A 21,587-nucleotide genomic window follows, 5' to 3' on the forward strand; every position below is an offset into this window, starting at 1 on the left:
GTCGGCGACCTCGCGCTTCCACATCGCGTTGGCTTCGCGCTGGCTCTCGGCGCAGATCGCCTTGCGCACGTTGTCGAGCAGCTGGGTGAAGAGCGCAATCACGCTGTCGCGGTAGGTCTCGTCGACGCCCTTGCGCAGCACGTCGAGCAGTTGCGGGATGTCCAGCTTGAGCCGCACGCGGCGGCCGGCTTCGACCAGGTGCTCGCGACGGACCGCGCGGAACTCGGGGTCGTGGCGAAGCAGGTAGGCGAGTTCGCCGCCCTGATGGACGAGGTTGCTCGTGGCCAGGCCGGCGACTTTCTCTTCGAAGCCCGATGCTCCGATGAGTTCGCTCAGCACGACGCCCGAGTCGTTGAACGACAGGGTCTGGTCGAAATCGCTGGCCACAAGGAAATGCACGGGTTCGGTCGTGACAGCCGGGCCGGGCTCTGCGCCTGCTGGAGGCGGAATGGTGAAAGACATGAGACTCCTTGACTCCGAATAGCGAGTCGCAAAAATGAGTATATCAATTTGTCGACATCTGGCAACCGGAGCAGCTTGTAGTCGTCAGAAAATACCTTCTTGTCGTTCGTCACATAGTTGTCATATCATTCGTGCATGCAACGGAGCGCGGTCGCGGTCCCGAAGTATCGGGTTGTCTTCGACGCACTCCGTGAGGAGATTCGCTCGGGGCGTTTGGGTGCCGGCGATCGCGTGCCGAGTGAAGCAGCCCTCGTGACCCGATTCGGGGCATCGCGCATCACCGTGGGCAGGGCCGTTCGCGACCTGCAGCAGCAGGGCCTTGTCGAGCGCCGCGTCGGATCAGGAACGTACGTGACGCAGCCGGCCACGCGATCCGCAGCGACGCCCGCGTGTACGTTCGCCGTGGTGATGCCCGACCTGCCCGACATCGAGATCTTCGAGCCGCTCGTGCAAGGGTTGCTGGGCGCGCCAGAGGCGAGGCCTCACGCGTTCCTGTGGGGGGGCGGCGACGCGCCTGGATTGGAGCGGGCAGCCGTCGCGTGGGAACGCGTGCAGCAGTACATCGCGCGGCGTGTGGATGGCGTTTTCTTCGCCCCGCTCGAAGGTCTACCCGGCGGCGACGACACGAACCTGCGTATCGTTGCGGCGCTCGACAGCGCGGGCATTCCCGTCGTCCTGCTGGATCGATCCGTTTATCCCTATCCGTGGCGGGGGCCGTATGACCTGGTCGGCATCGACAACAGGCGCGTCGGGTTCGCCATCACGGAGCACCTGCTGCGTGCCGGTGCTCGACGCGTGGCGTTTCTCGGGACCGAGAGCGGCGCATCGACAATCGCCGCCCGACGCGCGGGATATCGCGAGGCGATCGACGCGCACGGCGCAGACCCCGCGCTCGTGCATCTGCCCGTGCCGGCGCCCGCGGATCCCCGGGCGCTCGCGGCCTATCTCGACGTGCACGCACCCGACGCAATCATGTGCGCGACCGACCGCGTGGCGGCGCCGGTGATGCACGCGCTGCTCGGCCTGGGGCGGCGGATTCCCGACGACATCAGGCTGACGGGCATCGATGATGTGGACTATGCCGCGTGGCTGCCCGTTCCGCTGACGACGATGCGACAGCCGGTGCGGCAGATAGGGGAGTCGGCGGTGGCGGCGATGCTGGAGCGGCGGTCGCATCCGGAACGACCCACACGCGACATCTTCGTGCAGTGCACGCTCGTGACGCGCGCCTCGTGCGGATCGCGATCGATGGAACCGTGAGGACAGGGGCCGACCAACGGCCGGCCCCCGCGGCGTCGCTCGCCCCTACTTCGGGAAGATGTCGTTGAGTTCGGCCGGGCGTGCCTGGCGGCCGTACTGGTTCAACTGGAACGCCTCGGCGTACTTCACCTTGCTTCCACGCTCCTGTCCGTAGCGGGCGATGAGCTGCGCGCGATACTGGTCGGCCACGGCTGCCGTACGCTGCTTGGCCAGGTTCAGCAGATACGCCGGCCGCTGCGTGTCGTCTTTCGGCACGTCGGGACGCGTGCGACCCTGCCATGAATCGGCGTCGCCGAACTGCGACGGCATCGCGCTCACGCACTGCCACTTCTTGTCTGCGGTCGCGTCGATGTCAACCACCACCGAGGGTTCGAAGGGCTTCGGATCGACGAAGCCGTCCGAGTAGTTGATGTAGATCGGATTGCCCTTGGTTGGTGGCGTGTCGGGCACGAAGAACGGCGCGCCGACGACGACCGCCGTGTCGTTCAACAGCACACCGACGTAGCGGTGATCGGGGTGGTAGTCATACGGCCGATGGCCCATCACGACGTCGGCCTGCCAGTCGCGGATCTTGCGTGCGAACGCGCGACGATATTCCAGGGTGGGCTCGAGCTCGCCATCATGGATGTCGAGCACGTCGGTCGTGATGCCGAGGATGCGCGCGCACTCCTGGACTTCCTTCGTGCGGCGAATCGCAAGCGGGCCACCCGCTTGGCTGAAGTGGCCGATGTCGCCGTTGGTGGCGGCAACGAACTTCACCTTGTGACCGGCGGCCGCCCACAGGGCCGCCACGCCGGCCGCCGTGAGTTCGGCGTCATCGGGATGCGCGCCGAAGGCGATGATGCGGAGTTGGCGCGGTGCCGACGGCTGCGTCGCGGAAACCGCCACGCCGAGCGCCAGGAGGCAGAGAGAGAGGGACGGAATGATGCGTCGGGACATGACGCGCATTCTATTCGACTCTGTAGTTCGGGCTCTCCTTGGTGATGATCACGTCGTGGACGTGGCTCTCTCGCTGGCCGGCGGGCGTGATGCGAATCAACTGGGCGTCGGTCTGCAGCGCCGTGATGGTCGGGCACCCGCAGTACCCCATGCCCGCGCGCAGGCCGCCCACCAACTGATGCACCATCGCGGCCACCGACCCCTTGTGCGCCACGCGCCCCTCGATGCCTTCCGGGACGAGCTTGTCGGTGCCTTCGCCCGTGACCACGTTCAGTTCGAAGTCGTCCTGGAAGTAGCGGTCGCGCGATCCCTTGCGCATCGCGCCGATCGAACCCATGCCGCGGTACTCCTTGAACGAGCGCCCCTGGTAGAGAATCACCTCGCCCGGGCTCTCGTCGGTGCCCGCAAACAGGCTGCCGATCATCACGGTGCTGCCACCGACGGCGATGGCCTTCGTGATGTCGCCCGAATAGCGGATGCCGCCATCGGCGATCACGGGCACGTCGTGCGGCTTCGCCGCGCGTGCGCACTCGGCGATGGCCGACACCATCGGCACGCCGATTCCCGCGATCACGCGCGTCGTGCAGATCGATCCGGCGCCGATGCCGACCTTCACCGCGTCAACGCCGATGCGGATCAGGTCCTCTGTCGCGGCGCCCGTCGCCACGTTGCCCGCGACAAGCTCCACGTCGGGGAACCGCTGGCGGAGCCGCCGCACCATCTCCATGACGCCCATCGAGTGCCCGTGCGCGGTGTCGATCACGAGGACGTCCACGTGCGCGGCCACGAGGGCCTCGGCACGCTCGACGGTGTCTTTCGCGATGCTCACCGCCGCGCCCACGCGCAGGCGGCCGAGATCGTCCTTGCACGCCCAGGGGTACTTGATCGCCTTCTGGATGTCCTTGACCGTGATGAGCCCGCGGAGACGGTAGTCGTGATCGACGACGAGGAGTTTCTCGACCTTGTGCGTGTGGAGGATGTCCTGCGCCTGGTCGAGCGTGGTGCCGACTGGAACCGTAATCAGGTTCTCACGCGTCATGATGTCCGCGATCGGCCGCTCGAGGCGGGTCTCGAATCGGAGGTCGCGGTTGGTGAGGATGCCGACGAGGCGCCCGTCCTTGCTGCCGTCCTCGGTGATCGGCACGCCCGAGATGCGGTACCTCCGCATCAGGTCGTGGGCCTGGGCGATCGAGTGCGTGGGCGAGAGCGTGATCGGGTTGACGATCATGCCGCTCTCGGAGCGCTTCACCCTGTCGACCTCGTTGGCCTGATCCTCGATCGAGAGGTTCTTGTGGATGATGCCGATGCCGCCCTGCTGGGCCATTGCGATCGCCAGGCCGGACTCGGTCACCGTATCCATCGCGGCGCTGGCGAGCGGCACGTTCAGGCGGATGTTGCGCGTGAAGCGGGAGGAGATGTCCACCTGGCTCGGCAGGATCTCCGAACGGCGGGGTACGAGGAGGATGTCGTCGAAGGTGAGCGCGGTCTGCAGGCCACGCGCCACGTGTTCAGCGGGCGAGAGGGCGGTGGAGGTGTCTGTGGTCATGGGTGATCAGAGTCCCGCTCCGTGGCACTTCTTGTACTTCTTGCCGCTGCCGCACGGGCAGTCGTCGTTGCGGCCCACCTTGGGCACGTCGCGACGCACGGTGCGCTGCACGTCGTCGCCACCGACGCGTGCCGGCTTCGGGGCTGTCGCCGTCGCGGCGGGCGCGCCGAACAGTGCGCCACCTGCCGGCGTCGACGGGCGATTCTCCTGCAGCCGCTTCGGCCGCGAGAAGATGTCGGGTACGGCGGGGGCCGCGGCCGGTGCTGCAGGGCGCGCCGCACCGCCACCCTCGCCCGGCACCTCGGCATGCTGGGGAACCGGAGCCTGTGGAGCCTCGGCGCGGCCGAACATCGGGCGCAGGCGCCACAGGTAGCGGACGGTTTCCTCGTCCACGCGCTGCTTCATCGCGGCAAAGAGCGCGTAGCTCTCCTTCTTGTACTCGACGAGGGGATCGCGCTGGCCGTAGCCGCGCAGGCCGATGCCTTCCTTGAGGTGGTCGAGGCTGTAGAGGTGATCCTTCCACTGGCCGTCGACGACCTGCAGCATCACGTTGCGCTCGATGGGCGCGAGCACGCTGCGGCCGGCGACCGCGAGCTTGTCGTCGCCCTCGGCGGCCTTGATGCGTTCGAAGAAGTCGGGACCGGCAATCTGCGGGATCAGGTCCTCGGGCAGCTGCAACAACTCCCGCCCGACGCCGCGTTCCCTGGTCGCGAACTGCTCCTCGACCTCGGCCCAGAGCTCGGTGCGCACCTGGTCGCTGGTCATCCCGTCGAGCGGGAGTTCGCGCACGATCGCCTCGTCGAGATCGAACACGCGAATCACTTCGTCACGGAGCTGCGCGAGGTCCCACTGCTCGGGATCGTCCGTCTCGCCGGCGTACTCGTCGACCCATCCACCGAGGACGTCCTCGGCGAGCACGAGGAGGTTCTCGCGCGGGTCGACGGCCTCGTCATCGATGAGGACGCGGGCTTCGAGCAACTGCAGGCGGAGCGCGTAGATGCTCTCGCGCTGCTTGTTCATCACGTCGTCGTATTCGAGCAGGTGCTTGCGGATTCCGAAGTTCTGGGCTTCCACCTGCTTCTGCGCGCGCTGGATGGCCTTGGTGACCATCCGGCTCTCGATCGGCACGCCTTCTTCCATCCCGAGACGCTGCATCAGTCCCGAGATGTTGGCCGACCCGAAGATGCGCATCAGATCGTCTTCGAGCGAGAGATAGAAGCGCGACGAGCCCGGATCGCCCTGACGTCCGGCACGGCCGCGCAGCTGGTTGTCGATGCGCCGCGACTCGTGACGCTCGGTCCCGAGAATGTGCAGGCCGCCGAGGCCGACCACCTTCTCGTGTTCGGCCCGACACTCGACGTCGAAGCTCTCGAACACATGGCGCCACGTCGCCGTGGGCACACGATAGAACGTGTCGAGGTGACGGAAGTAGACGAACTCCTCGTCGTCGACGTACTTCTCCTCGCCGCGCGGGACCTTCTCGGCGACGTCTTCGGCGAGACACTGCTGGCGCGCCATGTACTCGGCGTTGCCGCCGAGCAGGATGTCGGTGCCGCGGCCGGCCATGTTGGTGGCCACGGTGATCTTGGCCAGGCGGCCCGCCTGCGCGACGATCTCGGCTTCCTGTGCGTGGTACTTCGCGTTGAGCACGACGTGCTTGATGCCCTTGCGCTTGAGCATCGTCGAGAGCAACTCGGACTTCTCGACCGATACGGTGCCCACGAGCACGGGCCGGCCTTCGGCCTGGTGCGCGGCGATGTCCTCGACGATCGCGTCGTACTTCTCGCGCTGCGTGCGGAAGACGGTATCGGGTTCCTCGATGCGGATCAGGGGCCTGTTGGTCGGCACCTGGATCACGTCGAGCTTGTAGATCTTGTTGAACTCCTCGGCCTCCGTGTCGGCCGTGCCGGTCATGCCGGAGAGCTTGTCGTACTTGCGGAAATAGTTCTGGAACGTGATGGTCGCGAGTGTCTGGTTCTCGCGCTCGATCTTCACGCCTTCCTTGGCCTCGACCGCCTGGTGCAGTCCGTCGCTCCAGCGACGGCCCGGCATCACGCGGCCGGTGTGTTCGTCGATGATGACGACCTGGCCTTCCTCGTTCACCAGGTACTCGATGTCGCGGCGGAACAGGGTGTGGGCGCGCAGGCCCTGCTGCACATGGTGCAGTAACGGCATGTTGGCCGGGTCGTAGAGGCCACCGGGTTGCAGGCGATGCGCGAGCAGTTGCTCGGCGTGCGCCATGCCGCCCTCGGTGAGCGTCGCCGTCCTGTGCTTCTCGTCGACGATGTAGTCGCCAGACGCTTCGAGCGCTTCGCGTTCCTCGGACTTGATCTGGCCCTGAACGACAGCCCCCGGCTTCAGCTTCGGGATGATGCGATCGACTTCGTAGTACAGGTCCGTCGATTCTTCGGCAGGGCCGGAGATGATGAGCGGCGTCCGCGCCTCGTCGATGAGGATGCTGTCCACCTCGTCGACGATCGCGAAGAAGTGGCCGCGCTGCACCATCTGCGCGAGTTCGAACTTCATGTTGTCGCGCAGGTAGTCGAAGCCGAACTCGTTGTTGGTGCCGTAGGTGATGTCGGCGCCGTACTGGCGCTGGCGTTCCTCGTCGCGCAGGTCGTGCTGGATGACGCCCACCGTCATGTCGAGGAACCGGTAGATGCGACCCATCCACTCGGAGTCGCGGCGCGCGAGGTAGTCGTTGACCGTCACCACGTGCACGCCCTTGCCGGCCAGGGCGTTGAGATAGGCCGGCAGCGTTGCCACGAGCGTCTTGCCCTCGCCGGTCTTCATCTCGGCGATGCGCCCCCGGTGCAGCACGATGCCGCCGATGAGCTGCACGTCGTAGTGCCGCATCTGGACCACGCGGCGGCCCGCCTCGCGAACCACGGCGAAGGCCTCGGGCAGCAGGTCGTCCAGCGCTTCGCCGTTGGCGACGCGCGCACGGAACTCCGCGGTCTTGCCGCGCAGTTCCGCATCGCTCAACCCCTGCATGGACGGCTCGAGGGCGTTGATGGACGCGACGATCGGCTGAATCCGCTTCAGCTCGCGCTCGTTCTGCGTGCCGATGACCTTGGAGAGAAGGGTGTCGAGCAAAGGTGACTACCGGAAGGCGGACCCGGAAGCGGGCACCGCGATCCTCTGATTGTAGGGAAGGGGCAGAGGTGAGGCAACCCCACGAGCCGGCACTACGGCTCGCGAGCGACGAGGTACTGGAGCGGATTCACGGGACGCCCGCCAATCCACACCTCGTAGTGCACGTGCGTCCCGGTCGAGCGGCCCGTGGATCCGGCCTGGCCGATCTGCTGGCCCCGCGCTACCGAGACGCCGGTGCGGACGAGCGCGCGCGACAGGTGCGCGTACCGCGTCTCGATCCCGAAGCCGTGCGACACCACAACCATGTTGCCGTACTCGGGGTGGTACCGCGACTCGGTGACCGTGCCATCGGCCGTGACATGCACCGGATCGCCGAACTCGACGTCCACGTCCAGTCCCGAGTGCACACTGACGGCGCTCGTGAATGGATCGCGTCTGACGCCGAACCCGGACGTCACCGCGCCGAACGCGGGCCAGATCGCCGGCGTGGCACGTGCCAGTTCCGCCTGGCGTTGCAGGCGTGGCCGTGCCGATTCGAGCCCCACTTCAAGGGCGTCGAGCATCTGGCGCACAACGCCAACGGGGTCGGGCGCCGTTGCCGCGCCCTCGAGGACACGGCGTGCCGTGGCGGGTGAGAGGCCGCCCAGGGCACGCTCCTGCACGGTACGCGGCAGCCGCGCCATGGCTGTCCGCTCCGTGGTGGTCGGCGTCAGTTCGGAGATGCCGTCGACAGCCGACTGCAGCGATCCGATCTGCGCCGTGAGCGCGGAGGCTGCCGCGCGCGCCGTGGCGTTCTCCATGCGGAGCGCGGCGATTTCGTTTTGCGTCTGCGCACGTTGCCAGACGGCCTTGCGCGCCGCACCCACCGACAGGAGCGCGGGAATCGCGCCAGCCATCACCGCCACGATCGCCACCGACCGCACCGACAGGGTCAGCCGGCGCACGACGCCCGTGCGGCGATTGGCGATGACGATGCTGTAGCGGGTCGAGAACATGTGACTGTGAGAGGTGCCGTCGGACCCGGGACCGGGCGTGAGGCAACGCGCAGTCTAGCACGGTCGGAACTGAAGCGCCTCCGCCAAATGCACACGGTCCACCTCGTCTTCGCCCGCGAGATCGGCGATGGTCCTGGCGACGCGGAGGCAGCGATCTGCGCCCCTGGCGCTCAGATCAAGGGCCGTCATGGCTTGGGTGAGGAGCCGCCCGAGTGCGGGAGAGCGCCGCAGACACTCCAGCGCGTGACCTGTCAAACGGCCGTTGACCGCAGGCTGGCGGGCCGCCTGTCGCGCGCGGGCCGTCGCCACACGTGCTCGGATGGGAGCCGTGGCTTCCGCTGTCGAACGTGGCCCCGTCAGGGCCGATGGCTCGACGGGCGGCACCTGCACGACCAGGTCGATTCGGTCGAGGAGTGGTCCCGAGATGCGCGCCGCGTAGCGCTCGGCGTCGCCGGGACGGCACCGGCACTGGCGCCGCGGGTGGCCGTGGTAACCGCACGGACACGGATTCATCGCCGCCACCAGCAGGAAGTCGGCAGGGAAGGTCACGCTGCGCGCCGCGCGCGCCAGGTGCACCACGCCGGTCTCGACCGGCTGCCGCAGGACCTCGAGCGTGCGCCGGTCGAACTCAGGGACCTCGTCCAGGAGCAGGACGCCGCGGTGGGCGAGGCTCACTTCCCCGGGCCGTGGCTGCGGCCCGCCGCCGATGAGGGCGGCCGTCGATACCGTGTGGTGCGGCGCCCGGAAGGGGCGGTTCGCGAGCAGACCTCCCTCGGGAGGGACCAGACCCGCCGCCGAATGGATGGCCGTGGCGTCCAGCGCTTCCTCGAACGTCCACGTCGGGAGGAGGCCCGGCAGCCGCCGCGCCAGCATGGACTTGCCTGCGCCGGGCGGACCGGTGAACAGGATGTTGTGATGCCCCGCGGCCGCGATCTCCAGGGCGCGCCGGGCGAGGAGTTGGCCCTGCACGTCGGCCATGTCCGGCTCCGGCAGCACACGTGGTGTCGCGGGAGGAGCCATCGCGTCGCTCTCGGGACCCCGTTCCCGAATCGCGCGCAGCGCGTCGGCCAGCGTGGCGGCACCGCGGACGTCGACGCCAGGCACCAGTCTCGCCTCGGGGACGTTGGCGCGGGGCACTACCATGGCGTCGAGCTGCGACGCGCGACACGCCAGGGTTGCCGGCAGGACGCCGCGGCAGGGCAGGGCTCGACCATCGAGCGCCAGTTCGCCGATCACGAGTGCGCGCGAGGCAGGATCTCGCGGGACCTGCCCCGCGGCGGCCAGCAGGGCGATCGCGATGGGGAGGTCGAAACTGCTGCCGGCCTTGCGGAGATCGGCCGGTGACAGGTTGACCGTGATCTTGTGCGGCGGGAATTCGAGTCCCGCGCTGCGGATCGCGCTGCGCACGCGGTCACGGCTCTCGCGCACGCTCGCGTCGGGGAGACCGACGATCGTGAAGCCGGGCAGTCCGAAGCTGACATCGGCTTCGACGCGCACGAGTTCCGCGGCCACACCCACGAGCGCCGTGGTGAACGTTGACGCAAGCATGCCGCCGGCTTGTGCAAGGACCGTGGCACCGGGCCGATCGTCGAAAACACGGCTGAATACGCGCGCTCGCCGTGATGTGGTGGCAGAAGCTGCCATGTGCTCCTGCCGGGAGATCGCGAGAACTGCTCTCAGTGGCAGGGTCGGCTCTCCGCGCCCGGCCTGAACCGTCGGCCTTCTGCGGCCGGCCGCGGAGAGCCGCCCTGCCGATGGCTTGTGGCCGAAGATCCGCTCCGACTACTGCGCGCTGCGCGAGCGAGGGACCTTGATGGTGAGGCGATCGCCGATGTCGAGCCGCGTGCTCTTCAGGCGATTCCAGGTGCGGATGTCGGCCACCGTGACGTCGTACGCGTTGGCGATGCCGTAGAGCGTTTCGCCGCGCTTCACGCGGTGCGTCGTCACGCGCACATCCTCGTCGGCGCTGGCGGCCACGGGCGTCGATGCACGCATGGCCACGACCGTGTCGGCCTCGCGTGCGGCCGGTGCCGTGGCGGGCCGACTCGCACTGGCGAGGAGGGCGGCAGGGGCGCGCGGGATGAGCAGGCGCTGACCGGGCTTGACCGCGGCGCGCTGCGAGAGACCGTTGGCGTCGGCGAGGTCGGCGCGCGAGACGCCGAGCGTCCGTGCGATCGAGGCGAGCGACTCGCGGCGGCGTACGGTGTGGAATTTGAGCGCCGAGAGATCGCCTGGAGCCGCCGCGGCCAGACGTGCCATCAACTGCTCGCCGGATCCGGAGGGGACTTTCACCTCGTAGTTGGCGCTCCTGAGAGGCGTGGTCCAGCGTCGCAGTTCGGGATTGAGCGCCTGAATCTCGTCGATGGACGTCCCCGTCCACTCGGCCACGCGCCGCAGATCGACAGCGGAGGCCACGCGCACCGTGTCGTAGGTGAGCGCCTCGACGGGCGTCAGTTCGAAGCCGTACTGCGTGGGGTTCTTCGCGATGATCACCGCGGCGAGGATCATCGGCACGTACTCACGCGTTTCGCGCGGGAGGAAGCGATCGGTGGCCGTCAATGTCCAGAAATCGTTGAGGCCAGACGCCCGGATCGCACGCTGCACCCGTCCCGGCCCGCCGTTGTAGGAGGCCATGGCGAGGTGCCAGTCCGAGAACATGCCGTAGAGGGTCTTGAAGTACTTCGCTGCCGCGCGCGTGGCCTTCTCCGGATCCGCGCGCTCGTCCACGTACCAGTCGTGCCTGAGGCCGTGATCGTTGGCTGTGGGCCGCATGAACTGCCACATTCCCCTGGCACTGGCGCGCGACAGCGCCGTGGGCTTGAACGCACTCTCGATCAGCGGCACGTATGCGAGGTCGAGCGGCACGCCTTCGGCGCGAAACACGCTCTGGACCATGGGCAGATAGCGGCTGCCGCGCTGGAGGCCACCGGCGAGGAAGTCGCGCAGCCGACCCTGAAAGAGTTCCACGTAGTGCAGAACCCGCTCGTTCAAGGGAATCGGAATGTCGTGCGCGGTCTGCTCGAGATCGAGTTGTACGGTGTGTCCGACGTCGAGGGCCGCCGACTCGGGTGCGCTGAACGTGGCCACCTCGAGGAGTTGGTCGATGGCCGCCGGTTCCGACGGCTTCTCCGTGAAGCCGTCGCCCTTCTGCAAGGCGAGCGTTTCGTGCGCGGCGATCCTGTCGATCAGCCTGTCGAGCGACGTGCGCAGACGCGGATCGCCACGTACGCCTTCAGGCGCTTCGAGGAGGGTATCGACGGACTTGTCGAACGCCGCGCGGGCCTGCTCGAGGTGACCGAGCGACAACTCGCGCTCGCCGGCGGCAAACAGCCGCTCGGACTCGGCCAGCAGGGCAGCGCCGGGCTCGACAGAGACGACGGGTTCTACGGGCTGTACTGCCGCAACCTGCGGCGCAGCCACCGACTGCGGAGCAACGGCGACCGGGGCCGCCTGGTGGCGGCCGCATGCCGCCGAAAAAAGGAGGACTGCAACGGGCAGCCCGAACGTTCGTCGCATCTGGGCGCTCCCCTGCCGGATGTACCGCGCATCACGCGTGCACACCAGCGGGTGACTCGAGACCTGTCTGGGCCGCGAGCCGGTCAGGTGGTTTCCAGCAGGCCGAAACCTGCGAACGAAGTTGGGGTCCGGATATTCGGACAGACGTCCAAGGCCTTGGATCGAGATTCGACCGTTTGGCGGACCCGCGGAAAGTAGCATCCGACGGGGTGACCGGTCAAGGCGCGGCGAAGCGCGCTGCGACGCCTATGACTCGATGAAGACGTGGTGCGTATCGCCGACTTCACGGGCGGCGGGCGTCACGATCGCCCGTGCCGCCAGGCGAATGCGTCGGCCCGCCCGCAGTGCCTGCCGGACATCGTCTTCGCAGACGAACTCGACGGCGGGGCCGACCGTGTCTGCGTCCGGCACCCCGATCGCTGCCGGCGCGGCGCTCGCCGGTGGAGCGGGCGGAGTCGCAACGGGCCCGGAGGCGGGTGGCGAGACAACGACGCCCGTTCCCGGCGTGATGCCGCGACCGGCGAGGAACGTGTCGATGCGCGACGACAACACGCCGGCGTCGAGCGTCCGTACGCGTTCGGGAACGGAGGGACGCAGGCTGGAGGTGGTGTCGGACATGGTCGGTCTTGCGTCGGCCGTCGACGAGGTGAGCGTTGCCGCGGGGCGGATCTCGTACGCGACGCGCTTGATGTTGAGCAGATGGAGCGGCGAGATGTTGTCGGACGTGATGTTGCCGCCGTGCCCGCCGCAGCCGAGGGTCATCGCCGGATCGAGGCCCGTCGTCAGGCCCACCGATCCGTGGGTGGTCGGCGTATTGACCACGATGCGGAAGGCCGGCTTGTGCAGACCGAACTGCAGCACGACCTCATCGTCGGTGGCGTGGACCGACATGGTGTGGCCCATGCCGCCGTATCGCAGCACCTGCTTGCAGCGTTCGCACCCCGCGCGCCAGTCGTCGACCACGTAGTACGAGAGCACCGGACAGAGCTTCTCGATCGAGAGCGGGTAGTCGCGGCCCACGCCGTCGAGCGGGGCGATCAGCGCACGCGTGCCCGCGGGCGCGGTGATGCCGACGATGTCGGCGATCGCCGTGGCGGTCCTGCCCACGAGCGTCGGATTGGGTAGGCGCTGCGGCGTGACGAGTACGGCGGCCAGGCGCTCGGCGTCGGCGGGCGACAGGAAGTGCCCGCCGTTGGCGGTGAGCGCAGCGCGCAACGGACCATCGATCGCCTTGTCGGCGACGATCGAGTTCGGCGACGAGCAGAGCAGGCCGTTGTCGAAGGCCTTGCCGAGGATGATGTCGCTCGCGGCCTTGCGCACGTCCGCCGACTCGTGGACGTAGCAGGGCGCGTTGCCGGGGCCGACGCCGTAGGCCGGTTTACCCGCCGAATACGCCGCGCGCACGAGTCCGAGGCCGCCGGTGGCGAGGATCACCGCCACTTCGCGCTGTCGCATCAGTTCCTGCGTGCCTTCGAGCGTGACGGTCGTCATCCAGCCGATGACGCCCTCGGGCGCGCCGGCCCGCGCCGCGGCGGTGGCGAGGATTTCGGCGGTCCGGCTGATGGATCGCGCGGCCGACGGATGCGGGCTGATGACGATGGCGCAGCGGGCCTTGAGTGCGATCAGGATTTTGTAAATCGCGGTGGACGTCGGGTTGGTGGAGGGCACGATGGCGGCCACGACCCCGAACGGCTCGGCGATCTCGATGATCTTGCGTGCCTCGTCGCGCCGCAGCACGCCAACCGTGCGCATCGGCTTGATGAACTCGTACACGCGCTCGGCCGCGAAGCGGTTCTTCGTGACCTTGTCGGCGTAGACCCCGAACCCCGTCTCCTCGCACGCCATGCGTGCCAGGACCTCGACCTCCGGCTTCACGGCGGCGGCCATGGCGTCGACGATGGCGTCGATGCGTTCCTGGGGGAGTTCGGCGAGTTGGGCCTGAGCCGTGCGCGCCACGCGAGCCAGCGCTCGCGCTTCGGCGATCGAGGCGAGATCGCGATCGGACGGCGGCTTGGCGGCGGGAGCGTCGGCCATGCGACAGGAGGCGGGCGACCACCACCACGAGGATGGCGTGCAGCGCCTGAAGACGACTACTTGCCGGCCGGAGCCGGCTTGGGAAGTATCCGTTCCACGTCCGCGTGCGGACGTGCAATGACGTGGACGGAGACCAGTTCACCGACGCGCCGGGCCGCCGCGGCGCCTGCGTCGGTCGCCGCCTTGACCGCGCCGACATCGCCGCGAGCCATCACCGTGACATACCCGGCGCCGATGTACTCCTTGGCGATGAGTTGCACGTTGGCAGCCTTCACCAACGCGTCTGCCGCTTCGATGGCCCCGATGAGGCCGCGAGTTTCGATGAGTCCGAGCGCGTCGCCCATGAAATCGAGCGGACTCTAGCATGTTGCTCCACTGGCCGCAACGGTTTACCCTTGTGTGTTTCGCCGGGTCGTCCGGCACTCGATCCAACCATCGTGTCCATCGATTCGAGGAGTTGCGAGGCGTGAAACCCTTAGCCGCGTGTGTGGTCGTGGCCATGGCCCTCTCGGCCGCGGCCGGATGCAGCAAGCAGGAAGACAACCAGCCACCCGTCGCCACCGCGACGTTCTCGGCCAGCCGTGCCAAGGCACCGCTTGGCAGTCCGCTGGATCTGACCTATCGGTTCGTCGTGGCCGCCAACGCACCAGCCTTCGAGAAGGACTACAAGGTGCTCGTCCATTTCCTCGATTCGGACGATCAGCTCATGTGGACCGACGACCACGAGCCGCCGACGCCGACCAAGGACTGGAAGCCGGGGCAACGCATCGAATATTCGCGGACGATGTTCGTGCCGCAGTACCCGTACATGGGGCAGACGACGATCCGCGTCGGCCTGTACGATCCCGAAACCGGTGCGCGTCTGCCGCTCGGCGGCGAGAACGACGGTCAGCGTGCGTACAAGGCCGGCACGCTCGAACTGCTGCCCGCCTCCGACAACGTGTTCATCCAGTACAAGGACGGCTGGCACAACGCCGAGGTCGCGGGCGACAACGCGCAGGTGGAGTGGCAGTGGACCAAGAAGATTGCGACGCTCGCGCTGCGCAATCCGCGCCGCGACGCCACGCTCTATCTGCACTACGACGGCCGCCCGGATCTGGTCCCCGGGCAGACCGTGACCGTGCGGATCGGCGACGCCGTCCTCGACACGCACGCGCTGATCTCGAACGACGAAGTCATCCGCCGCATCGCGGTGCCGGCGGCGCAGTTCGGCGATGCCGAGAACGTCGACGTCACGATCGACGTCAGCAACACCTTCGTGCCGGCGCAGACGCCTGCCGCCAATTCATCGGACCCGCGCGAACTCGGTATCCGCGTCTTCCACGCGTTCATCGAGCCACGCTAGTCCCGCCTGCCCGCGCCGACCCGTCCCACGACGCGGGTCGGCGCCTGTTACACTGGCCTGCCGTGCATTGCCGTCGACTTGCCGCGTTCGCGCTGGGCAGCCTCCTGCTGCTCCCGCTGTCTGCGTCGGCGGAACTGGTGACGCTCCGGACCGGGCGGACCGTGTCGGTGCGAAGCGTACGCATCGACGGTGACGCCGCGGTGCTGGCCCTCCGTTCTGGCGGCGAGGTCGTGTGCGCCGCCGACCTCATCACCGCCGTCGCGCCAGACGAAGTGCCCTATCCGGATCTCGACGAGATCCGGGCCGAGCTGGCCGACGCGCGCGCCGGCAGCGCCTCCCGCGCCGACGTCCGCGCACCCGAAAGCCGCCCGTATCTGGCCATGGTCGAGGACGCGGCCAGGCGTCATCAGGTCGACGCCCGTCTCGTCCATGCCGTGATCACTGTCGAGTCGCGGTACCAGGCCCGCGCGCGATCCCGCAAGGGCGCGATGGGCCTGATGCAGTTGATGCCGGCCACCGCCCGTGAACTGCAGGTGGCCAACCCGTACGATCCCGCGTCCAACATCGACGGCGGGGTCAGGCATCTGCGTCAGTTGCTGGATCGCTTCGACCTGCGTCACGCCGTGGCCGCCTACAACGCCGGCGCCGGCGCGGTGCGCAAGTTCGGCGGGGTGCCTCCGTTCCGCGAGACGCAGGCCTACGTGCGCCAGGTCCTCCAGTTGGCGGGAGCGTCCTAGGCATGGAGTTCCGCTGTCGTCTCGCCACCGCCTCCGGGCAGGTGACCGAGGGCGTGTACGTGGCCGACAGCGAAGCGGCGCTGCGCCGCGACTTCGAAGACAAGGGCCTGTTCGTCCTCGACGTCAAGTCGGCCGGTGGCGGACTCGCGAGCCTGCGGCGCTCGCGCGGCGGACGCATCAAGCTGCACGAATTCCTCGTGTTCAACCAGGAACTGGCCACGTTGCTCAAGGCGGGCATGCCGCTCGTGCAGTCGCTGGAGATCCTGCGTCGCAACGTCCCCAATCCGACGTTCAAGACGCTTCTGGACGACGTGTACGAGAAGGTCAGATCCGGCACGGCGCTGTCGGAGGCGTTCGAGGCGCATCCGCGGCATGTGACGCCCATCTACACAGCGTCGCTGATGGCGGGCGAGCGCAGCGGCAGCCTGGAGCAGGTGCTCCGGCGCTACGTGGCGTACGTGCAGGTGCTGGGCGCGGTGCGGCGCAAGGTGGTGTCGGCGCTCGTCTACCCGGCGGTTCTCACGCTCCTCTCGTTCGCCGTCGTCGCCATCATCGTCGTGCGGGTGGTGCCCGAGTTCAACCAGTTCTACCAGGGGTTCGATGCCGAGCTCCCGTTGGCCACGCGCGTCATCGTCGCGGTCTCGGACGCCATCCGGACGCGGATCGTCTTCATTGCCCTGGCGCTTGGCGCGGCGGTGTTGGGTGGGCGATGGCTGCTGCGTCAGCCCGCGCAGCGCCAGCGGGTGGACAAGTGGACGCTGCGGCTGCCCGGTCTCGGGGGGATTGCGCGGCAGTTCGCCACCTCGCAGCTGGCGCGCACGCTGGCGACGCTGCTCGGTGGCGGCATCCCGCTGGTGACGGCGCTGGACGTCGCCAGCCGATCCGTCTCCAACCGGCACATCGCCGCACAGATGGCCGACATCACGCGTCAGGTGCGCGAGGGGCAACCGCTCTCGACCGCGATGGCGGCCAAGGGCGAGTTTCCCGACGTCTCAGTGAAGATGGTGGAGGTGGGCGAGGCCACGGGGGCGTTGCAGGACATGCTCAACGCCATTGCCGATTTCTACGACGAGGACATCGAAACACGCCTGGGACGCTTCCTGTTGCTCATCGAACCGGTCCTGCTCGTCGTGATGGGCGTGGTGATTGCCGCGCTCCTCATCGCCCTGTACCTGCCCGTCTTCCAGTTGTCGTCGGCCCTGAGCTGAGGCTCTTCGGAGGCATCGCGTCGTGAACTCTTCGATCCCCTCGACAGGCGCAGATCCCGCCGCCGCCCTGCCGATCCCCGACCTGCCCGGTCAGGACGGTCACCGCACCAGTCCGGCACAGGAGCGCGAACAGGCACGCCGGCTCGCGGAGCGGTATCGCGTCGAGCTGGTCGACATGGACACGTTCCATCTCGACAACGAGCTGTTCCGATCGATTCCCGCCGACGTGATGCTGCGCTACGGCTTCGTACCGCACCGCCGCGAAGGCGACGTCCTGGTCATCGTGGTCTCGGATCCGACCGACCTGATGATGCAGGACGAGCTCCAGCAGCTCCTGGGCGTCAGGCTGAAGGTGACGGTCGGTCCGGCATCGGCCATCCAGGCGATGCTGAAGAAGTCCGAGAGCAGCCAGCGCGTGCTCGAGGACGCCACCGAGAGCTTCCAGCTCCAGTTGCTCAAGGAGGACGAGTCCGGCGAGGAGTCACTCTCGGTCGAGAAGCTCACGAGCGACATCAGCCCGATCATCAAGCTGATCGACTCGACGGTCTTCGCTGCGCTGCAGCGGCGCGCGAGCGACATCCACATCGAGACGCAGGACGATGCGGTGGTGGTGAAGTACCGCATCGACGGCGTGCTCCAGCCGGCGATGCGCCCGATCGACAAGCGGTTCGCCGGACCCATCATCTCGCGCATCAAGGTGATGGCCGAGCTCGACATCGCGGAGAAGCGCGTGCCGCAGGACGGCCGCTTCAGGCTGCGGATGCGTGGCAAGACCATCGACTTCCGCGTCTCGGTGATGCCGAGCGCGCACGGCGAGGACGCGGTGATCCGGATCCTCGACAAGGAGTCGATCAGCGAGCAGTTCCGGGAACTGCGCCTCGACATCCTCGGCTTTCCGGAGGAAGAACTGCGCCGGTTCCGGAAGTACATCCGCGAGCCGTACGGCATGGTGCTGGTGACGGGCCCCACGGGATCGGGCAAGACGACGACGCTGTACGCCGCGCTGTCGGAGATCAAGTCCGTCGAGGACAAGATCATCACGATCGAGGATCCGGTCGAGTATCAGTTGAAGGGCATCGTGCAGATCCCCATCAACGAGAAGAAGGGCCTCACGTTCGCGCGCGGGCTGCGCAGCATCCTGCGTCACGACCCCGACAAGGTCATGGTCGGCGAGATCCGCGACGCCGAGACCGCGCAGATCGCGATCAACTCCGCCCTCACCGGGCACCTGGTCTTCACCACCGTCCACGCCAACAACGTGCTCGACGTGCTGGGCCGCTTCCTCAACATGGGCGTCGAAGCCTACCAGTTCGTGTCGGCACTCAACTGCGTGCTGGCGCAGCGCCTGGTCCGCAAGATCTGCGACGACTGCCGGCGGCCCGTGGAGGTCTCGGAGGTGCAACTGCGCGAAGCGGCGATGGATCCGACGCTCGCGCACACGCACACGTTCTACGAGGGGGCGGGCTGCCTCGAATGCAACGGGTCGGGGTTCCGCGGCCGCATGGCGATTTGCGAACTGCTCGATCTCACCGACACCATCCGTGACATGATCCTGGCGCGCCGGCCCAACTCCGAGATCAAGCGCGCGGTGCGCGAGGAGGGCATGCGGTTCCTGCGCGAGTCGGCCGTCTCGCGCGTGCTCTCGGGCGAGACCACGCTGCGCGAGATCAACAAGGTCACGTTCGTCGACTGAGTCATGCCGTCGCTGCCTGCCTGGCTTCGCACTCCGCCGCCCACCCTGGGGCTCCACCTCGACGCCGGACGCGTGACGGCGGTGCAGGTCGATCGCGCCGGTGGTGCCACACCCGTCGTCCGCGCCGTGGCGTCCGCCGCCCTGCCAGACGGCGCCCTCGTGCCGTCGCTCACCTCGACCAACATCCTGCAACGGCAGGCTGTCGTCGACGCGCTGCGCGCCGTTGTCGAGCAGATCGGTGGCCGCCCGCGTCGCGTGGCCGTGGCGATTGCGGACACGGCCGCGAAGGTGTCGCTGCTGCCGTTCGAGCAGGTCCCCGCACAGGTGCGTGATCTGGAACAACTGGTACGCCTGCAGTTACGCAAGAGCGTGCCGTTCCCCGTGGAGGACGCGCAGGTCACGTGGGCGCGCGGCGGGGAGCATGCCGGCTTCATCACGCTCGTGGTGACGGCGATGCGGCGCGACCTGGTGGAGGAGTACGAGCAGGTGTGCGCGGAGGCGGGGCTGCAGGCCGGGACGATCGACCTGGCCACCTTCAACGTGATCAACCTGGCGTCGTTCGGTGCGCAGGGAACCGCGCTGCCCGGCGATTCGCTGCTCGTGCACGTGACGGCGACGTACGCGTCGATCGCCGTCCTGCGCGACGGCGCGCTCATCTTCTTCCGCACGCGTCCGCATGATGCGGCCGAGCCCGTGGTCGACGTGGTCCACCAGACGCGGATGTTCTACGAGGATCGCCTGGCCGGTCAGGGATTCGCGCGCGTGCTGCTCGTGTCCGGCCCCGATGCGCCCGAGCGCGAGGCCCTGGCACGCAACCTCGCCGGCCTCTTCGACACGCGCGTGTCGCCGCTGTCGCTCGACGGCATCGTCGGGTTCAGCGACAGGGTGACGGCAGGCGAGGGGATCGTCGGGGCGCTTGCGGCGCCGGCGGGGCTCGTGCTGCGAGAGGACATGGCGTGATGCTGCGAGGCAATCTCTCGACGCGGCCGTTCTACAACGAACGGGTCGTGCAGGTGGCGCTGACGGCGCTGGCCGTCGTGCTCGGACTGCTCACGGTGTTCACCGTGTGGCAGTTCCTGGCGCTCTCGGCACAGCAGCAGGCCCTGTCGGTGGAGATCGCGCGCGACGAGGCGACGGCGATGCGGCTCCGGGGCGAGGCACAGCAGGTGCGCGCGAGCCTCGACGCGAAGGCGCTGGAGTCGACGGTGAAGGCCGTGCGCGAAGTGAACGCCGTCATCGACGCGCGGACGTTCTCGTGGACCGCGCTCTTCAACGCGATCGAGCGGACGATCCCGTCCACGGTGCGCCTCCGATCGGTGGCGCCCAAGCAGGATGGCGGCACGCTGGTCGTGCGCCTGACCGTGAACGCGCCGGGCGTGGAGGCGGTGGGCCAGTTCATGGATCGCCTCGAGGCGGCGGGTGCGTTCCTCGACATCAGGTCGGTCGAAGAGCAGGTGCTCGAGGACGGCACGATCGACGTCGTGTGCGAGGGCGAGTACCTCGGCTCCGGGGCGCGGGGCACAGTGGCCGAGGATCCGGCAGTGGACGCGGCGGTGCCGGGTGCCGGGGCGGGAGACGACTGATGGTGCCCGTCGCTCGTGTCCTGGCCGACCGTCGTCTCCTCGTGTCCGTGCTCGCCCTGCTCGGCGTGGCGAATCTCGTGGGCCTGGCGCTCGTCATCGGTCCCATGCGCCTGCGCGTGCAGGGCCTCACCACGCGCGCGACCGCGGCATCACTGGCGGCCTCGCTCGCGGCGCGCGATCTCCAGGCCGCGCGGGCGACATCGGCCGGCAGCGTGACGGCGGTCGAGGAACTGGGCCGCTTCTACGGCGACATCCTGCCCGCCAGTCAGCCCGCGGCACGGCAGATCACGTTCGTCCGCCTGGCGCAGCTCGCGCAGGATTCGAACCTGACGTACGACCATCGATCGTTCGAGCAGGAGACGCCCGACAAGGAGGCCGTGCTGACACGCGCGACGATGACGGCCAGCGTGTTCGGTCGGTATCGCGACCTGCGCGACTTCCTGTACGCGCTAGAGACGGGCGAGGACTTCGTGGTCATCCGCGAGATCCGCGTCATCCAGCCGGAAGACATGGGCAAGTCGCTCGAAGCGGCACTGACGCTCTCGACCTACTACAAGGCGAGTGATGGCCGCTGACACGCGCCGGCAACTGACGCTCCTCGGCGGGCTGCTCGCAGTCCTGGTGCTCGTGACGTGGTGGCAGTTCGGCGGAACGGCGACGCCAGGTGTCACGGGCGCGACGGGGGGCTCCGGTCGGACCCCCGCGGCGCCGGCGTCATCGGCGGGCACGCCAGCGCAGACACCCGAGCAGGTTCTGGCCCGTGGCCTCGGCCTCGACCGGCTCGACCAAGACCGTCCCGCACCGGACGCAACAGGACGCGATCCGTTCCGGACGGGATCGTCGGCGTCGGCAGGCGGGCGCGACGGGGCGGGAGGTGCCTTTGCACCGCCGATGGTACCCACGCCGGTGCAGCCGGTGATGCCCGTGGGACCGGTGGGACCGCCTCCACCGCCGCCGATCGCGGTGCGGTTCATCGGTGTCGTGTCGCGGCGTGATGTCGGGAAGGTGGCCGTCCTGAGCGACGGCAAGAACGTCTACTATGGCCGCGCAGGCGAGATCGTCGATGGCCGCTGGCGGATCGTTGCGATCGGCGAAGAGTCCCTGCAGATCGAGCACGCCGACGGGCGAGGACGACAGACCCTGCGGCTGACGGGTTGAAGGCGGCGGGAGCCG

Annotated in this window: 17 protein-coding genes and 1 pseudogene; 9 read left to right on the forward strand and 9 right to left on the reverse strand. The window is 68.3% G+C overall.

The window, feature by feature from the left end; all coding sequences use genetic code 11:
- The coding region (locus IT182_06370) for a hypothetical protein (GenBank protein ID MCC6162957.1) at window positions 1-462 on the reverse strand (462 nt) is incomplete at its 3' end.
- A gap of 135 nt (window positions 463-597) precedes the next feature.
- On the opposite strand from IT182_06370, the gene IT182_06375 reads away from it, so the two are divergent.
- Window positions 598-1,722 carry a GntR family transcriptional regulator gene (locus tag IT182_06375; protein MCC6162958.1) on the forward strand — a complete coding sequence of 375 codons (1,125 nt, stop codon included), beginning with the start codon at window positions 598-600 and terminating at the stop codon, window positions 1,720-1,722.
- A 45-nt stretch (window positions 1,723-1,767) separates the two neighbouring features.
- Here the strand turns inward: IT182_06375 and IT182_06380 are convergent, their stop codons facing one another.
- The 8 genes from IT182_06380 to IT182_06415 all read right to left on the reverse strand — a co-directional run bounded on the left by IT182_06380 (window position 1,768) and on the right by IT182_06415 (window position 14,192).
- Entirely contained in the window at window positions 1,768-2,670 is a 903-nt protein-coding gene (locus IT182_06380; protein MCC6162959.1) for a PIG-L family deacetylase, read from the reverse strand.
- Window position 2,671: 1 nt separating this feature from the next.
- Window positions 2,672-4,207: an IMP dehydrogenase gene (guaB, locus tag IT182_06385; GenBank protein ID MCC6162960.1), complete on the reverse strand. Its 1,536-nt coding sequence runs from the start codon at window positions 4,205-4,207 to the stop codon at window positions 2,672-2,674.
- Between the two features lie 6 nt (window positions 4,208-4,213).
- A complete protein-coding gene (gene secA / locus IT182_06390) occupies window positions 4,214-7,303 on the reverse strand; it encodes a preprotein translocase subunit SecA (GenBank protein ID MCC6162961.1) in 3,090 nt (1,029 codons plus the stop codon).
- 92 nt (window positions 7,304-7,395) lie between these two features.
- Window positions 7,396-8,298, reverse strand: a complete 903-nt coding sequence (locus IT182_06395) for a M23 family metallopeptidase (protein MCC6162962.1) — start codon at window positions 8,296-8,298, stop codon at window positions 7,396-7,398.
- Window positions 8,299-8,352: 54 nt separating this feature from the next.
- Complete coding sequence (locus IT182_06400; protein ID MCC6162963.1) at window positions 8,353-9,846, reverse strand: YifB family Mg chelatase-like AAA ATPase; 1,494 nt, start codon at window positions 9,844-9,846, stop codon at window positions 8,353-8,355.
- A gap of 234 nt (window positions 9,847-10,080) precedes the next feature.
- The gene (locus IT182_06405) at window positions 10,081-11,718 is read right to left on the reverse strand and encodes a transglycosylase SLT domain-containing protein (GenBank protein MCC6162964.1); all 1,638 of its coding nucleotides are present in this window, start codon (window positions 11,716-11,718) and stop codon (window positions 10,081-10,083) included.
- 342 nt (window positions 11,719-12,060) lie between these two features.
- Window positions 12,061-13,848 (reverse strand): aldehyde dehydrogenase family protein, encoded by a 1,788-nt coding sequence (locus IT182_06410; protein ID MCC6162965.1) that lies wholly within the window; start codon window positions 13,846-13,848, stop codon window positions 12,061-12,063.
- 56 nt (window positions 13,849-13,904) lie between these two features.
- Window positions 13,905-14,192 (reverse strand): BMC domain-containing protein, encoded by a 288-nt coding sequence (locus IT182_06415; GenBank protein MCC6162966.1) that lies wholly within the window; start codon window positions 14,190-14,192, stop codon window positions 13,905-13,907.
- 122 nt (window positions 14,193-14,314) lie between these two features.
- Here IT182_06415 and IT182_06420 point away from each other — a divergent pair, with 122 nt between their 5' ends.
- The 8 genes and pseudogenes from IT182_06420 to IT182_06455 all read left to right on the forward strand — a co-directional run bounded on the left by IT182_06420 (window position 14,315) and on the right by IT182_06455 (window position 21,572).
- On the forward strand, window positions 14,315-15,193 hold the full coding sequence (locus IT182_06420; protein ID MCC6162967.1) for a hypothetical protein: 879 nt from the start codon (window positions 14,315-14,317) through the stop codon (window positions 15,191-15,193).
- Window positions 15,194-15,255: 62 nt separating this feature from the next.
- Window positions 15,256-15,930 carry a lytic transglycosylase domain-containing protein gene (locus IT182_06425; GenBank protein MCC6162968.1) on the forward strand — a complete coding sequence of 225 codons (675 nt, stop codon included), beginning with the start codon at window positions 15,256-15,258 and terminating at the stop codon, window positions 15,928-15,930.
- Window positions 15,931-15,932: 2 nt separating this feature from the next.
- A complete protein-coding gene (locus IT182_06430) occupies window positions 15,933-17,138 on the forward strand; it encodes a type II secretion system F family protein (GenBank protein ID MCC6162969.1) in 1,206 nt (401 codons plus the stop codon).
- A 121-nt stretch (window positions 17,139-17,259) separates the two neighbouring features.
- Window positions 17,260-18,831 (forward strand): annotated as a pseudogene (locus tag IT182_06435) (type II/IV secretion system protein).
- Window positions 18,832-18,834: 3 nt separating this feature from the next.
- Window positions 18,835-19,791 (forward strand): pilus assembly protein PilM, encoded by a 957-nt coding sequence (gene pilM, locus IT182_06440; GenBank protein ID MCC6162970.1) that lies wholly within the window; start codon window positions 18,835-18,837, stop codon window positions 19,789-19,791.
- Window positions 19,791-20,414 carry a hypothetical protein gene (locus IT182_06445; protein MCC6162971.1) on the forward strand — a complete coding sequence of 208 codons (624 nt, stop codon included), beginning with the start codon at window positions 19,791-19,793 and terminating at the stop codon, window positions 20,412-20,414. Before pilM ends, IT182_06445 begins: the two co-directional genes overlap by 1 nt.
- Window positions 20,414-20,989, forward strand: a complete 576-nt coding sequence (locus tag IT182_06450) for a hypothetical protein (GenBank protein ID MCC6162972.1) — start codon at window positions 20,414-20,416, stop codon at window positions 20,987-20,989. Before IT182_06445 ends, IT182_06450 begins: the two co-directional genes overlap by 1 nt.
- A complete protein-coding gene (locus IT182_06455) occupies window positions 20,979-21,572 on the forward strand; it encodes a hypothetical protein (GenBank protein ID MCC6162973.1) in 594 nt (197 codons plus the stop codon). The genes IT182_06450 and IT182_06455 overlap by 11 nt, the downstream gene beginning before the upstream one ends.
- The last annotated feature ends 15 nt before the right edge of the window (window positions 21,573-21,587 follow it).

It is taken from the genome of Acidobacteriota bacterium, assembly GCA_020845575.1.
Taxonomy (GTDB): Bacteria; Acidobacteriota; Vicinamibacteria; order Vicinamibacterales; family Vicinamibacteraceae; genus Luteitalea.

Excerpts from the sequence above, each read along its gene's own strand:
- IT182_06410 (MCC6162965.1), bottom strand. The coding sequence starts at position 13,848 with ATGGCCGACGCTCCCGCCGCCAAGCCGCCGTCCGATCGCGATCTCGCC.
- IT182_06445 (MCC6162971.1), top strand. The coding sequence starts at position 19,791 with ATGCTGCGAGGCAATCTCTCGACGCGGCCGTTCTACAACGAACGGGTC.
- IT182_06400 (MCC6162963.1), bottom strand. The coding sequence starts at position 9,846 with ATGCTTGCGTCAACGTTCACCACGGCGCTCGTGGGTGTGGCCGCGGAA.
- IT182_06450 (MCC6162972.1), top strand. The coding sequence starts at position 20,414 with ATGGTGCCCGTCGCTCGTGTCCTGGCCGACCGTCGTCTCCTCGTGTCC.
- pilM (MCC6162970.1), top strand. The coding sequence starts at position 18,835 with ATGCCGTCGCTGCCTGCCTGGCTTCGCACTCCGCCGCCCACCCTGGGG.
- guaB (MCC6162960.1), bottom strand. The coding sequence starts at position 4,207 with ATGACCACAGACACCTCCACCGCCCTCTCGCCCGCTGAACACGTGGCG.
- IT182_06375 (MCC6162958.1), top strand. The coding sequence starts at position 598 with ATGCAACGGAGCGCGGTCGCGGTCCCGAAGTATCGGGTTGTCTTCGAC.
- IT182_06455 (MCC6162973.1), top strand. The coding sequence starts at position 20,979 with ATGGCCGCTGACACGCGCCGGCAACTGACGCTCCTCGGCGGGCTGCTC.
- IT182_06395 (MCC6162962.1), bottom strand. The coding sequence starts at position 8,298 with ATGTTCTCGACCCGCTACAGCATCGTCATCGCCAATCGCCGCACGGGC.
- IT182_06415 (MCC6162966.1), bottom strand. The coding sequence starts at position 14,192 with ATGGGCGACGCGCTCGGACTCATCGAAACTCGCGGCCTCATCGGGGCC.
- IT182_06430 (MCC6162969.1), top strand. The coding sequence starts at position 15,933 with ATGGAGTTCCGCTGTCGTCTCGCCACCGCCTCCGGGCAGGTGACCGAG.
- IT182_06380 (MCC6162959.1), bottom strand. The coding sequence starts at position 2,670 with ATGCGCGTCATGTCCCGACGCATCATTCCGTCCCTCTCTCTCTGCCTC.